The 12,428-nt window shown below is 62.0% G+C and carries 15 protein-coding genes; 9 read left to right on the forward strand and 6 right to left on the reverse strand.

Features of this window, described 5'->3' with window-relative positions:
* Together ABUA09_RS16750 and ABUA09_RS16755 are read left to right on the forward strand one after the other, a co-directional pair.
* On the forward strand, positions 1-685 hold a 685-nt coding region (locus ABUA09_RS16750), incomplete at its 5' end, for an aldehyde dehydrogenase family protein (RefSeq protein WP_349949548.1).
* Positions 686-699: 14 nt separating this feature from the next.
* Positions 700-1,281: a thymidine kinase gene (locus tag ABUA09_RS16755; RefSeq protein WP_033119157.1), complete on the forward strand. Its 582-nt coding sequence runs from the start codon at positions 700-702 to the stop codon at positions 1,279-1,281.
* A 2-nt stretch (positions 1,282-1,283) separates the two neighbouring features.
* Here the strand turns inward: ABUA09_RS16755 and ABUA09_RS16760 are convergent, their stop codons facing one another.
* Positions 1,284-1,469 carry a hypothetical protein gene (locus ABUA09_RS16760; RefSeq protein WP_075704560.1) on the reverse strand — a complete coding sequence of 62 codons (186 nt, stop codon included), beginning with the start codon at positions 1,467-1,469 and terminating at the stop codon, positions 1,284-1,286.
* Between the two features lie 74 nt (positions 1,470-1,543).
* Here ABUA09_RS16760 and ABUA09_RS16765 point away from each other — a divergent pair, with 74 nt between their 5' ends.
* Positions 1,544-1,759 carry a helix-turn-helix domain-containing protein gene (locus ABUA09_RS16765; protein ID WP_116722374.1) on the forward strand — a complete coding sequence of 72 codons (216 nt, stop codon included), beginning with the start codon at positions 1,544-1,546 and terminating at the stop codon, positions 1,757-1,759.
* On the forward strand, positions 1,759-2,640 hold the full coding sequence (locus tag ABUA09_RS16770; RefSeq protein WP_279204344.1) for a radical SAM protein: 882 nt from the start codon (positions 1,759-1,761) through the stop codon (positions 2,638-2,640). The genes ABUA09_RS16765 and ABUA09_RS16770 overlap by 1 nt, the downstream gene beginning before the upstream one ends.
* Positions 2,641-2,708: 68 nt before the next feature.
* Here the strand turns inward: ABUA09_RS16770 and ABUA09_RS16775 are convergent, their stop codons facing one another.
* The 3 genes from ABUA09_RS16775 to ABUA09_RS16785 are packed head-to-tail and all read right to left on the reverse strand — an operon-like array spanning position 2,709 to position 5,727.
* Complete coding sequence (locus tag ABUA09_RS16775) at positions 2,709-3,851, reverse strand: acyl-CoA dehydrogenase (RefSeq protein ID WP_033119153.1); 1,143 nt, start codon at positions 3,849-3,851, stop codon at positions 2,709-2,711.
* 50 nt (positions 3,852-3,901) lie between these two features.
* On the reverse strand, positions 3,902-4,906 hold the full coding sequence (locus tag ABUA09_RS16780) for an electron transfer flavoprotein subunit alpha/FixB family protein (RefSeq protein ID WP_033119152.1): 1,005 nt from the start codon (positions 4,904-4,906) through the stop codon (positions 3,902-3,904).
* 17 nt (positions 4,907-4,923) lie between these two features.
* Positions 4,924-5,727 (reverse strand): electron transfer flavoprotein subunit beta/FixA family protein, encoded by an 804-nt coding sequence (locus ABUA09_RS16785; protein WP_033119151.1) that lies wholly within the window; start codon positions 5,725-5,727, stop codon positions 4,924-4,926.
* Positions 5,728-6,091: 364 nt separating this feature from the next.
* On the opposite strand from ABUA09_RS16785, the gene ABUA09_RS16790 reads away from it, so the two are divergent.
* The 5 genes from ABUA09_RS16790 (at position 6,092) to ABUA09_RS16810 (ending at position 9,885) form a co-directional block, all read left to right on the forward strand.
* A complete protein-coding gene (locus ABUA09_RS16790) occupies positions 6,092-6,973 on the forward strand; it encodes a transporter substrate-binding domain-containing protein (RefSeq protein ID WP_082636115.1) in 882 nt (293 codons plus the stop codon).
* Between the two features lie 46 nt (positions 6,974-7,019).
* Positions 7,020-7,706 (forward strand): amino acid ABC transporter permease, encoded by a 687-nt coding sequence (locus ABUA09_RS16795; RefSeq protein ID WP_033118064.1) that lies wholly within the window; start codon positions 7,020-7,022, stop codon positions 7,704-7,706.
* Positions 7,707-7,718: 12 nt separating this feature from the next.
* On the forward strand, positions 7,719-8,504 hold the full coding sequence (locus tag ABUA09_RS16800; protein WP_279204789.1) for an amino acid ABC transporter ATP-binding protein: 786 nt from the start codon (positions 7,719-7,721) through the stop codon (positions 8,502-8,504).
* A gap of 186 nt (positions 8,505-8,690) precedes the next feature.
* Positions 8,691-9,053: a demethoxyubiquinone hydroxylase family protein gene (locus ABUA09_RS16805; protein ID WP_279204791.1), complete on the forward strand. Its 363-nt coding sequence runs from the start codon at positions 8,691-8,693 to the stop codon at positions 9,051-9,053.
* A gap of 19 nt (positions 9,054-9,072) precedes the next feature.
* On the forward strand, positions 9,073-9,885 hold the full coding sequence (locus ABUA09_RS16810) for a family 1 encapsulin nanocompartment shell protein (protein ID WP_279204792.1): 813 nt from the start codon (positions 9,073-9,075) through the stop codon (positions 9,883-9,885).
* Between the two features lie 186 nt (positions 9,886-10,071).
* On the opposite strand, the gene ABUA09_RS16815 is transcribed toward ABUA09_RS16810, so the two are convergent.
* On the reverse strand, positions 10,072-11,730 hold the full coding sequence (locus tag ABUA09_RS16815) for a ribonuclease J (protein ID WP_033118068.1): 1,659 nt from the start codon (positions 11,728-11,730) through the stop codon (positions 10,072-10,074).
* Between the two features lie 293 nt (positions 11,731-12,023).
* Positions 12,024-12,428, reverse strand: a 405-nt coding sequence (locus ABUA09_RS16820) for a phosphohexomutase domain-containing protein (RefSeq protein ID WP_349949549.1), incomplete at its 5' end; no start/stop codon positions are given.

Consider the following 12,428-nt stretch of genomic DNA (forward strand, 5'->3'; position numbering starts at 1 on the left):
CACGCGCCCGGTGCGCGGAAAAGTCCTCACCGCGGGACAGACCTGTGTGGCCCCGGACCACGTATGGGTGCGCCCGGAGCAGCGGGATGCGCTGGTGGAGCGGATGGGCCGCTATATCGGCAGATTTTACGGTCCCGCCCCCCTGGAGGGGGAGGACCTGCCCCGCATCGTGAACCGGAAGCACTACGACCGGCTCTGCGCCCTGCTGAGCAGCGGGCGCACCGCCCTGGGCGGACAGACCGACCCGGACCGGCTGCGCATCGCCCCCACGGTGCTGGTGGATGTGTCCGAGGACGAGCCGGTGATGGGTGAGGAGATCTTCGGTCCCATCCTGCCCGTGCTCACCTACGACGATCTGGATGGGCTCCTCTCCCACCTTCAGGAGAGGCCCTCCCCACTGGCCCTCTATCTCTTCACCCGCAGCCGCGAGACGGAACGGCGGGTCCTGGGCGCCCTGCGTTTCGGCGGCGGCTGCGTCAACGACGCGGTGGTCCACCTGGCTGTGAGCGGCCTCCCCTTCGGTGGCGTGGGGGAGAGCGGCATGGGCGTCTACCATGGAAAAGCGGGCTTCGACACCTTTACCCACTGCAAGAGCGTGCTCCGCCGGGGGCGGCTGGATTTTCCGCTGCGGTATCCGCCCTGCGACGACAGAAAGATCGGACTTTTAAAAAAGCTGATGAGATAGGGAGAGAAGAAGGAATGGCAAAGCTATACTTCCGTTACGGGGTCATGGGCTCCAGCAAGACGGCCAATGCCCTGATGGTGCGCTACAACTACGAGGAGCGCGGCCAGGAGGCCCTGCTGGTGAAGCCGGAGCTGGACCAGCGGGACGGCGCCAAATTCGTGGCCTCCCGCATGGGCCTGTCCCATACGTGCATCTACTTTTCCGAGCTCCAGGCCATGCCGGAGGAGAAGGTGCGGGGTTACGCCTGCGTCATCGTGGACGAGGCCCAATTTCTGAGCCGGGACGAGGTACAGTATCTGGTGGGCGTAGTGGACGACTGGAACGTGCCCGTTATCTGCTACGGCCTGCGGGCCGACTTCGCCGGACAGCTCTTCCCCGGCTCCCAGGAGCTGCTGGCGGTGGCCGACATCATCGAGGAGGTCAAGACCATCTGCTGGTGCGGCAAAAAGGCCACCTACAACGCCCGTTTCGACCAGCACGGCAAGGTGCTCCGGGAGGGCGAGCAGGTGGTGCTGGGCGCCAATGACCAGTATATCGGCCTGTGCCGCAAGCACTGGCGGGAGGGAAACCTGGGCCCCGGCTTCCCCAGGAAATGACGCTATTCCCCTGTGTTCCCGTCCCGGAAAAAGGCCTCCGCCCCCAGTTGGAGCCCCAGCAGGAGCCCGGCCTGAAAGGCGTATTGGCCGTGTCCCTCAACGGGATTTTGCTTCAGGTGCTCCGGCCAGCGCCTGGGCTCCGGTCCTCCCACCCAATAATGGTATAAGAGCTCTATGATGTACGACATAAGACCACCTCAAAACTTACTTTCTGTCGTGTATTATAACACGACAGAAAATTCGTGTCAAGCGGAGGTATTCCATGGTTTTTAATGAGAGGATCAAGCAGCTTCGGATAGAAAAAAAGTTAACACAGGCCCAAGTGGCGGCAGCGTGCGGTATGACGGTTCGCTCTTATCAGCGGCTGGAGGCCGATGCGAAACCGCACTATACCGGCCTTCTGCATCTCGCCACCTTCTTCGAGGTCTCCGTGGACTGGCTGATGGGCCGCACGGAGAACCGGAAGGTACAGCCGTAGTGGTCTGCAATCTCTGCCCCCGCCGCTGCGGCGCCGTACGCACCGAGACCCACGGCGCGGGACGGTGCCGGATGCCCGCAGCGCCGGTGCTGGCCCGGGCCGCCCTCCACCGGTGGGAAGAGCCCCCCATCTCAGGGACCCGGGGCTCCGGCACGGTGTTCTTCTCCGGCTGCCCGCTGGACTGCGTGTTTTGCCAGAACGACGCCATCAGCCACCGGGACTTCGGCCGGGCCGTCACGCTGGAGCGGCTGCGGGAGATCTGCCTGGACCTGGCCGCCCAGGGGGCTCACAACATCAATTTCGTCAACCCCACCCACTTTGCCCATGTAGTGGCCCGGCTCCTGGACAAGCCCCTCCCCGTTCCGGTGGTATGGAACTCCGGCGGCTACGAGCGGGTGGAGACCCTGCGGAGCCTGGAGGGGAAGGTGGACGTCTACCTCCCCGACTTCAAGTACCTCACCCCGGCCCTGGCCGGACGGTACTCCGGCGCGGAGGACTATCCGCAGTACGCCGCCGCCGCCATCCTGGAGATGGTCCGGCAGACCGGGCCCTGCGTCCTGGAGGACGGGCTGCTCAAGCGCGGGACGGTGATCCGGCACCTGATCCTCCCCGGCCGGCTCCATGAGGCCAAGGCCGTCATGGACTGGGTGGCCCGACACTTCCCTCCGGACACGGTGCTCTTCTCCCTCATGAGCCAGTATGTGCCCCTGGGGCGGGCGGCGGCGTTCCCGGAGATCGACCGGCGGCTGCGCCCCTCCGAGGCCAGAAGCGCCCTGGCGTATCTGGAAAATCTGGGACTGACGGGCTTCTGCCAGGAGACGGCCTCCGCCGACGCCGAATTCATCCCCCCTTTCGACCTGACGGGCGTGGACCCCATTTGAATATGCAGCAAAAAAGGTCCCGCGCCCAGAGGCGCGGGACCTTCTCTTGTTTGTGAAAAGGGGATTTCTTACTTCACGCCCATCCAGCCGGAGATGACCATACGCTGGACCTCAGAGGTGCCCTCGTAGATCTCGGTGATCTTGGCGTCGCGCATGAAGCGCTCGAAGGGATACTCGCGGGTGTAGCCGTAGCCGCCCACCAGCTGCAGCGCGCGGCGGGTCACGTCGCTGGCGACCTCGGAGGCCATCAGCTTGCCCATAGCGGCCAAGTGGCTGTAGGGCTCGTGATCCTGCTTGGCCTGCGCGGCGCGGTAGATGAGCAGACGGGCGCCGTCCAGCTTTGCCTGCATATCGGCCAACTGGAACTGGGTGTTCTGGAACTGGCTGATGCGCTTGCCGAACTGCACGCGCTCCTTGGTGTACTTCACGCACTCGTCAATGGCGGCCTGCGCGATGCCCAGGGCCTGGGCGCCGATGCCGATACGGCCGCCGTCCAGGGTGGTCATGGCGATCTTGAAGCCCTTGCCGACCTCACCCAGCAGGTTCTCCTTGGGCACGATGCAGTCCTCAAAGACCAGCTCGCAGGTGGAGGAGCCGCGGATACCCATCTTCTTCTCGTGGGAGCCGACCTTGAAGCCGGGGAAATCGCGCTCCACGATGAAGGCGGAGATGCCCTTGGTGCCCAGGCTCTTGTCGGTCATGGCGAAGACCACGAACACATTGGCGAACCCGGCGTTGGTGATGAAGATCTTGGAGCCGTTCAGGACCCAGTGGTCGCCCTTATCCTCGGCCACGGTCTTCTGCATGGCGGCGTCGGTGCCGGCGCCGGGCTCGGTCAGGCCGAAAGCGCCCAGCCACTCGCCGGAGCAGAGCTTGGACAGGTACTTCTCCTTCTGGGCCTCGGTACCGTACTCGCTGATGGGCCAGCAGCACAGAGAGCTGTGGGCGGACACCATGACGGAGGTGGTGGCGCAGTGCTTGGCCAGCTCCTCACAGGCGCCGATGTAGGTGACATAGCTCATGCCGGCGCCGCCGACCTCTTCGGGATAGGCGATGCCCATCATGCCCATATCGGCCAGCTTGTGCCAGGTCTCCTCGGGGAAACGCTCGGTCTCGTCGATCTCAGCGGCGATGGGGGCGACTTCCTTCAGGCAGAAGTCATGCAGCATGTCCAGAACGTCCTGCTCGTCCTGATTGAAGTGGAAATTCATACAAAATCCCTTCCTTTTTTCATGATTATCCCAAACAGGGGCAATGACTCTTAGGCGCGGGCCTTCTTGATCTCCTCAGTGAGGACGGGGAGGACCTCAAAGAGGTTGCCCACCACACCGTAGTCGGCCACGTCGAAGATGGGGGCCTCGGGGTCCTTGTTGATGGCGACCACCACGTCGGAGCCGCTCATACCGGCCAGATGCTGAATGGCGCCGGAGATGCCGCAGGCGATGTACAGCTTGGGGCCGACGGTCTTGCCGGTCTGGCCCACCTGATGGCTGTGGGGGATCCAGCCCGCGTCAACCGCCGCGCGGGAAGCGCCCACAGTGGCGCCCAGCACGCCGGCCAGAGCCTTGATGGGCTCGAAGCCCTCGGGGCCGCCCACACCGCGGCCGCCGGACACGATAATCTCCGCGCCCTCCAGGTCCACGCTCTCGCTGTCCATATCCTTGATCAGCTCCAGCACCTGGGTGCGGATATCCTTGGCATCCACATGGATGTCTTCCTTGATGATCTCGGCCTTCGCCTCGCCGGCCTCGCCCTTCTTGAATACGCCGGGACGGACGGTGCCGATCTGGGGACGGTGATCGGGGCACAGGATGGTGGCCATCAGGTTGCCGCCGAAAGCGGGACGGGTCCAGGCCACGTTGCCGCTCTCGGGGTCGATGTCCAGCGCGGTGCAGTCGGCGGTCAGGCCGGTCTTCAGACGGCAGGACACGCGGGGGCCCAGGTCACGACCGTTGTTGGTCGCACCGATGAGCATGCTGGTGGGGCCGTACTTCTCCACCAGGCTCACCAGAGCAATGGCGTAGGCGTCGGTGCTGAAGTGGGCGTACTCGGGGCCCTCCACCACGATCACCTTGTCGGCGCCCTGGGCGCTGGCCGCATTCACAGCGGCCTCCACATTGTTGCCGATGACCACGGCCACCAGCTCGCCGCCCTGCTTGCCGGCCATCATCCGGCCGGGGGTCAGCAGCTCCAGGCCCACGTTCTTCGCGGTGCCGTCCTCATTGGTTTCTACAAATACCCAAAGATCCTTGGTCTTAGCTTCCATTGTTATCTCCCCCTCCCTCAGATAATGCTGGCGTCGCTCAGCAGCTGGAACAGCTTCTTCGCGGAGTCTTCAGCAGTCTCTTCCTTGATCTTCACGCCGCCGCTCTTCTTCTGCGGCACGAAGGTCTTCTTCACCTTGGTGGGAGAGCCCTTCAGACCGGCCTGCGTCAGGTCGATGGTGGGCAGGTCCGCTGCGGTGAGAGTGGGAATCTCGGCGCGGTTGGCAGCCATCTTGCGCTTGATGGTGGGATAGCGGGGATCCCAGGCGGGCTTGGTGAAGGTCAGCAGGCAGGGCATCTTCACGCCGATGACCTCGACGCCCTCTTCCACTTCCTTCTTCACCTTCACGGTGTCGCCGTCCACCTCGGCCTCCAGGCCGTAGGTCACCTGGGGCAGGCCCAGATGCTCCGCGATCTCGGGGCCGACCTGGGCGGTGTCGCCGTCGATGGCCTGCTTGCCGCAGAAGATGATGTCAAACTTGCCTTCCAGCTCCTCCACCTTCTTGATGGTCTCGCTGATGATGTAGCTGGTGGCCAGGGTGTCGGAACCACCAAAGGCCCGGTCGCTGACCAGATACGCCTTGTCGGCCGCGATAGCCAAGGACTCCTTCAGCACGGCCTTCGCCTGCTCGGGACCCATGGAGAGCACCACGATCTTGGCGGAGGGGTCGGCATCCTTGATCCGGGCCGCGGCTTCCAGGGCATAGCCGTCAAACGGATTCAGGATGGAGGGGACGCCTGCGCGGATCAGGGTATTGGTGACCGGGTCGATCTTGATTTCCGTCGTATCCGGCACCTGCTTGACGCATACAAGCATGTTCATTGGTTCTTTTCCTCCTATTACGTTTTTTGGGACTGCGGCATACACCGGGTCCCATGGCGTTTTTCAAGTTCTTCCCAACAAATGGGCGCACTTGTCCAAAGCCATTTTTCCCATGGAACATCATATACCGGGACGGGCCCATTGTCAATTGGAAAACCATTGGTGCTACCAGATTTTTAGAAATTTTCCTGACCTCAAATCCCACTCTTTGGCATTTTATACAAACTTTCCGTTCCAAATCTGGGCAATTCAACTGTGTCTCTCCCATTCTACTTTTTCTCTTTACATTGGTAGTTTATCGTGGTACTATGTTAAAGTCCTCGGGCGCGTCCCGACACAACCTGACAAAATGGAGGATACTTGTATGCTGAAGAAAAATCGTCTCGCTGCGCTGCTCCTGGCGCCGTGTCTGTGCCTGTCCCTGGCCGCCTGCTCCGGCGGCAATTCGGCGGCCACCCCCGCGCCCGCCGACACCGAGCCGGTGGAGACCATCGGCGGCGCTGACGGCCCCACGGACATCCTGCTCACCGAGGAAGAAAGCGATGTGGCCTACATCCAGGACAAGGGCACGCTGGTAGTGGGCATCACCAACTTTGAGCCCATGGATTACCGCGATGCGTCCGGCGAATGGATCGGCTTCGACGCCGATATGGCCAAGGCCTTTGCCGAGTCCCTGGGCGTGGAGGCGGAGTTCGTTGAGATCAATTGGGACAATAAGGTCCTGGAGCTCGACGGCAAAAACATCGACTGCGTGTGGAACGGCATGACCCTCACCGACGAGGTAAAGAGCGCCATGTCCACCGGCAACGCATACTGCCTCAACGCGCAGGTGGTGGTGGTCCCCGCCGGCAAGGCCGCTGATTACCAGACGGAGGAGAGCCTCAAGGACCTCTCCTTTGCCGTGGAGTCCGGGTCCGCCGGCGAGGACGAGGTGGAGCGGCTGGGCTGCAGCTTCACGCCCGTCCAGACCCAGGCCAACGCGCTCCTGGAGGTCAAGGCCGGCACCTCCGACGCCGCCATCATCGACCTGCTGATGGCGGGCGCCATGATCGGCGAGGGCACCAGCTACCCCGACCTCACCTACACCGTCAAGCTCAACAGTGAGGAATACGGCGTGGGCTTCCGCAAGGGCTCCGATCTGGCTGAGGCCTTCAACACGTTCTGGGAGGCCGCCTATGCCGACGGCACCGTGATGACCGCCGCCGAGACCTACGGCGTGCAGGAGTCCCTGATCGAACCCGACTGAGCTCCGCCCGGCATCTCCCCCAACTTCATAAGGTGAGGTCGATTCCATGTTTTTCGACGACCCTGCGCTGCGCATCGTCGTACAGGCGCTGAACAGCGGCTTTCTCAAAACATTGCAGCTTTTTGCCACCACTCTGGTCGGCGCCATCCCGCTGGGGCTCATCATCGCCTTCGGCTCCATGAGCCGTTTCCCGCCTCTGCGCTGCCTGACCAAGACGATGGTGTGGATCATTCGTGGCACACCCCTGATGCTTCAGCTCATGATCATCTACTATGTCCCGGGCCTGAAGGGGTTCCCCATCTGGGGCGGCGGAGAGCACGGCCGCTTCCTGGCGTCCAGCGTGGCCTTTATCTTCAATTACGCCTGCTACTTCTCCGAGATCTACCGGGGCGGCATCGCGGGCGTGCCCCAGGGGCAGTATGAGGCCGGGCAGGTGCTGGGCATGACCCGGGGGCAGATCTTTTTCCGGGTCACGCTGCTGCAGATGATCAAGCGCATTGTCCCCCCCATGTCCAATGAAGTCATCACCCTGGTCAAGGACACCTCCCTCTCCCGCATCATCGCCCTGCAGGAGATCATCTGGATGGGCGAGTCCTTCCTCAAGGGAAATCAGGGCTACTCCGGCCTGGTGTGGCCCCTGTTCTTCACTGGACTCTACTACCTGATCTTCAACGGCGTGGTGACCGTGCTGCTGGGCCGGCTGGAAAAGAAGCTGGACTACTTCCGGGCATAAGGAGGGGACGATATGGCGATTTTAGACGTTTCACATATCAGCAAGGCCTTTGGGAATACCGAAGTGCTCCGGGACATCAGCTTCTCTCTGGATCCCGGCCAGGCCCTGGCCATCATCGGCTCCTCCGGCTCCGGCAAGACCACGCTTCTGCGATGCCTCAATTTCCTGGAGACGCCGGACCAGGGGCGCATCGCCGTCCGGGACGAGGTCCTCTTCGACGCCGGAGATCCGGCCACCCGGCGGGAGAGCGAGATCCGGAAGAAACGGCTCCATTTCGGTCTGGTCTTTCAGTCCTTCCACCTCTTTCCCCAGTACACGGCCCTCCAGAATGTGATGCTGGCCAGCCAGCTTCTGGCCCAGGAGCGCCCGGATTTCAGAGCCCACAAAAAAGACATCCTCGCGGACATCGAGGCCGCTGCCAGGGAGCTGCTGCATCAGATGGGCCTCAGCGACAGGGCCGACCACTACCCGCATCAGCTCTCAGGAGGCCAGCAGCAGCGGGTGGCCATCGCCCGGGCGCTGGCCCTGGCGCCGGATATTCTCTGCTTTGACGAGCCCACCTCGGCCCTGGACCCAGAGCTCACCGGAGAAGTGCTCAGGGTCATCCGCGGGCTGGCGGAAAAGCACACCACCATGGTCATCGTCACCCACGAGATGGCCTTCGCCCGCGATGTCGCCGACCAGGTCATCTTTATGGACGGCGGCGTCATTGTGGAGCAAGGTCCCCCGGAGGCGGTCATCGGGCATCCCCGTGAGGAGCGCACCCAGCAGTTTTTGTCCCGGTACGCACAGAATTGAATCAAACGGCTGGCCCCGGCATTGTATGCCGGGGCCCCTTTTTATTCTTTCGGCTCACCGGCGTATAGAATCCTGAGGGACCTAGAAAAATTTATTTTGAAATTCCCTTGACAAGCGCGCACACATCCGATATAGTATTCACATAAATAATAATAATAATTACTATTATTAAAAGGAGAGACGACCATGCCTAACTTTGCCAATCCCTTTCAGGGTAATGTAGACCGCAAGCTGACCAACGCCGAGCTCATGCAGGCCCTCCGCCTGGATATCGCGGGGGAGCTGGAGGCCATTTTCCTGTACGACGCCCACTATCTCGCCACCGACGATCCGGTGGCCAAAGCCGTCCTGGCGGATATCCGGGACGAAGAAAAGGTCCATATGGGGGAGCTCATCACCCTGATGCGCCACCTGGACCCCAGAGAGGCCGAGCTTTTCCTGGACGGCGAGTCCGAGGTCAGGGAGCAGCTGGAGGAGCTGGGGATCATCGGAGAGAGCATTCCCGCACCCGCCGCCGGGCCCACGGTCGGCAGCCTGGTGGAAGAATAATTGGAAAGGAGTATGAATCATGGACTATTTAGCCAGAGAGAGCGCACCCTTCTCCCCTGAGACGTGGGAGAAAATCGACAGTGCCGTGATCGACAATGCCAAGAAGCATATGGTCTGCCGCCGCTTTCTGAACATTTACGGCCCCCTGGGGCCCGGCGCCTCCACCGTACCTGTGGACGGCCCCAACAAGGCGGAATCCCTGGAAAACGGCCTGGGCCGCATCACCGGCCGGAAGCTGGTGGAGCTGCCGCAGTTCTATGAGGACTTTACCCTGCTATGGCGGGATATTGAGGAGTCCGAAAAGCTGGACCGCCCGCTGGACCTCTCCGCCGCCGCCTCTGCCGCCCAGCGCAGCGCCAAGCGCGAGGATGAGCTGATCTTCTTCGGAAACAAGGCGCTGGGGGCCGAGGGTCTTATGACTGCCGCCGGCTCTTACAAGATCAAGCGCGGCACCTGGAATGAGGGCGAGGACGCCTACAAGGATGTGGCTCATGCCATCGCCTATCTCTCCAGCAACAGCAAGCTGGGCCGCTACGCCCTGGTCCTCAGCCCCGAGCTCTATTTGGACCTCCAGCGCCTCCAGCCCAATGTGGGGCTTTTGGAGCTGGACCGCATCTCCAAGCTGGTGGGAGGCCGTGTGTATCCCGCCGGCCCCTTTGGTACCGGGAAGGCCGCACTCGTGTGCGCCGAACCCCAGTATATGGATCTGGCCGTGGGTGTGGATCTCTCCGTGGGTTATCTGGAGCTCAAGGACTTCAACCACAGTTTCCGTATCCTGGAGACCGCGGCGCTGCGCATCAAGGACCCCAGCGCCATCGTGGCATTCGAATGATCCTTCCGTAAAAAACAAAAGCGCCCGCGTACCATGGAACTGGTACGCGGGCGCTCTGATTTCGCTCGCTTTTCTTCCAAACGACATGCAGGAACTTCGGAGCGTGTCCGGCCCCTGTTTCTTGGCAGGGGAAAGCAATTCCCTGCGGCGCGCTCCATCCGGGGATGGGTGCAAAAGGCAAGCGCCTCAGACCTCCATGATGACAGGCAGGATCATCGGATTGCGCTTGGTTTTTTTGTAAAGGAACCCGGACAGGTCGTTTTTGATCTCGCCCTTGATGGCGGCCCAGTCGGTGGTATGGGTTTTCTCGCACCGCTCCAGCGCCTCCATGGCCACACGCCTGAGCTCCTCCATCAGCCCCTCGGACTCTTTCACGTACACAAAGCCACGGGTGATGATGTCCGGGCCGGAGACCACGGCTCCGTTTTCGCCGGACATAGAGGTGACCACCACGATCATGCCGTCCTCGGCCAGATGCTTCCGATCCCGGAGCACCACACTGCCCACATCGCCCACGCCGTATCCGTCCACAAAGACCTTTCCGGCGGGGACCGTGCCGTTGAGCTTGATGGAGTTGGAGGTCAGCTCAATGACCTTTCCGATATCGCTGATGACGATGTGGCGGGGGTCCATGCCCATCTCCTGGGCCAGCTTGGCGTGGACTTTCAGGTGCCGCTGCTCACCGTGGAGCGGGATAAAGAACTTGGGTTTGATCAGCGCATGGATGATCCTCAGCTCATCCTGGCAGGCGTGGCCGGAGACATGGAGCTCCCCCACCCGCTCGTTGACCACTTCGGCCCCCTTGCGGTAGAGTTCGTTGACCACGTTGCCGATGGAATTTTCATTTCCAGGGATGGCGGAGGCGGAGATGATGACCCGGTCTCCCGCCTGGATGTCCACCTGCCTGTGGGTGGAGAAGGCGATCCGGGTGAGGGCAGACATGGTCTCGCCCTGGCTGCCGGTGGTGATGATGCAGATTTTGTTCTTGGGAAGTCCCTTGATATGGTTAAGGTCCACCAGCGTCCCCTCCGGGACGTTCATATAGCCCAACTCGGTGGAGACCCGCAGGGCATTCTCCATACTGCGGCCTGTAACGGCCACCTTGCGGCCGTACTTTGCCGCGACGGATATGACCTGCTGGATGCGGTCCACATTGGAGGCGAAGGTGGTAACGATGATGCGGGACTCGCAGTTGCGGAACAGCGCGTCGAAAGAGGCGCCTACGCACCGCTCGCTTTTGGTATAGCCGGGCCGCTCCACGTTGGTGGAGTCGCACAGGAGGGCCAGTACGCCCTTCTTCCCCAGCTCGCCCAGACGGGCCAGATCGATCATGCCGCCCTGGATGGGGGTGGAATCGATCTTGAAGTCGCCGGTGTGGATACAGGTGCCCACCGGTGTTTTGATGGCGAAGGCCACCGCGTCGGCGATGGAATGGTTCACATGGATAAACTCCACACTGAACTTTCCAGCCTTTACCACCTCACCGGCCTCACAGGTGATGAGCTTGGTCTTGTCCAGCAGGCGGTGCTCCTCCAGCTTCAGCTTCACCAGCCCCGCCGTCATGCGGGTGGCGTAGATGGGGGCGTTGACGCTCCGCAGGAGATAGGGGATGGAGCCGATGTGGTCCTCGTGGCCGTGGGTGAGGAAGATGCCCCGAATCTTGTCCTGGTTTTTGATGAGATAGGTAAAGTCGGGGATAACCACGTCGATGCCGTACATGTCGTCGTCCGGGAAGCCCATGCCCACGTCCACCACGATGATGTCCCCGCCGTACTCGTATACGGTGAGGTTCTTGCCGATCTCGTTGAGACCGCCAAGAGAAATGATCTTCAGTTTTTCTGCCATAAAAGTAATCTTACACTCCTTATTTTACTGTACCAAAATGGATGGTATGTAGACATCGGAGCGCAGCAAAGCACAGACGTTTCCCCTCCGCGCTTTCCGGCCCTGCCTCGCCGGAAAGCGGGATGGCGGTCCGCCATGCTCCGCTCCATGTCCAATTTTGCCTTATATATCAGTGCCTAGCACATAAAGCCATATGAGATGACACTTTAGTATACCACAATGAGATATAAAAGTATACAAAAATTTTCCTCTCCGGCCCTTTGTGAGGGCGGAGTGGGGGCATTCCTTCCCGCCTATCCCTGTCGGTCCAGCTCGCGCACCCGGTCGGCATACTCTCTGCACAGCGCCTCGGCATCCTCCAGTGTGGCGGCCTCCACCGCTACCCGGAGCGCAGCCCGGCGGCTGAGGGGCGCCAGCCACACCACGCCTCCCCGGTCCTGGATGCGCACCCCCTCTCCGTTCTGCGCCCCCGCAGCCTCAGCCAGGTCCTGCATGACCTCTCCCCGGCTCCGCCGGAGGGGCACCTCCCGGCGGAGAACCACAAAGTTGGGGACCCGCCCCGCCAGCGTGGAGAGCCGTTCCCCCGTCTGGCCCAGACGGGCACACAGCCGGACTGCGGCGAAGATCCCGTCCCGCAGCCAGGGAAGGGCGGCATAGACCTCCTCCGCTTCCGAACCGTCCCGGTCCAGGGCCAGGAC

The sequence above is a fragment of the Intestinimonas sp. RTP31139st1_F5_RTP31139_211217 genome (assembly GCF_040226735.1).
Taxonomy (GTDB): domain Bacteria; phylum Bacillota; class Clostridia; order Oscillospirales; family Oscillospiraceae; genus Intestinimonas; species Intestinimonas butyriciproducens.

Coding starts and splice junctions, on each gene's coding strand:
- ABUA09_RS16810 (WP_279204792.1), top strand. CDS start 9,073: ATGGACTATTTAGCCAGAGAGAGCGCACCCTTCTCCCCTGAGACGTGG.
- ABUA09_RS16790 (WP_082636115.1), top strand. CDS start 6,092: ATGCTGAAGAAAAATCGTCTCGCTGCGCTGCTCCTGGCGCCGTGTCTG.
- ABUA09_RS16800 (WP_279204789.1), top strand. CDS start 7,719: ATGGCGATTTTAGACGTTTCACATATCAGCAAGGCCTTTGGGAATACC.
- ABUA09_RS16775 (WP_033119153.1), bottom strand. CDS start 3,851: ATGAATTTCCACTTCAATCAGGACGAGCAGGACGTTCTGGACATGCTG.
- ABUA09_RS16805 (WP_279204791.1), top strand. CDS start 8,691: ATGCCTAACTTTGCCAATCCCTTTCAGGGTAATGTAGACCGCAAGCTG.
- ABUA09_RS16760 (WP_075704560.1), bottom strand. CDS start 1,469: ATGTCGTACATCATAGAGCTCTTATACCATTATTGGGTGGGAGGACCG.
- ABUA09_RS16765 (WP_116722374.1), top strand. CDS start 1,544: ATGGTTTTTAATGAGAGGATCAAGCAGCTTCGGATAGAAAAAAAGTTA.
- ABUA09_RS16815 (WP_033118068.1), bottom strand. CDS start 11,730: ATGGCAGAAAAACTGAAGATCATTTCTCTTGGCGGTCTCAACGAGATC.
- ABUA09_RS16780 (WP_033119152.1), bottom strand. CDS start 4,906: ATGGAAGCTAAGACCAAGGATCTTTGGGTATTTGTAGAAACCAATGAG.
- ABUA09_RS16755 (WP_033119157.1), top strand. CDS start 700: ATGGCAAAGCTATACTTCCGTTACGGGGTCATGGGCTCCAGCAAGACG.
- ABUA09_RS16795 (WP_033118064.1), top strand. CDS start 7,020: ATGTTTTTCGACGACCCTGCGCTGCGCATCGTCGTACAGGCGCTGAAC.
- ABUA09_RS16785 (WP_033119151.1), bottom strand. CDS start 5,727: ATGAACATGCTTGTATGCGTCAAGCAGGTGCCGGATACGACGGAAATC.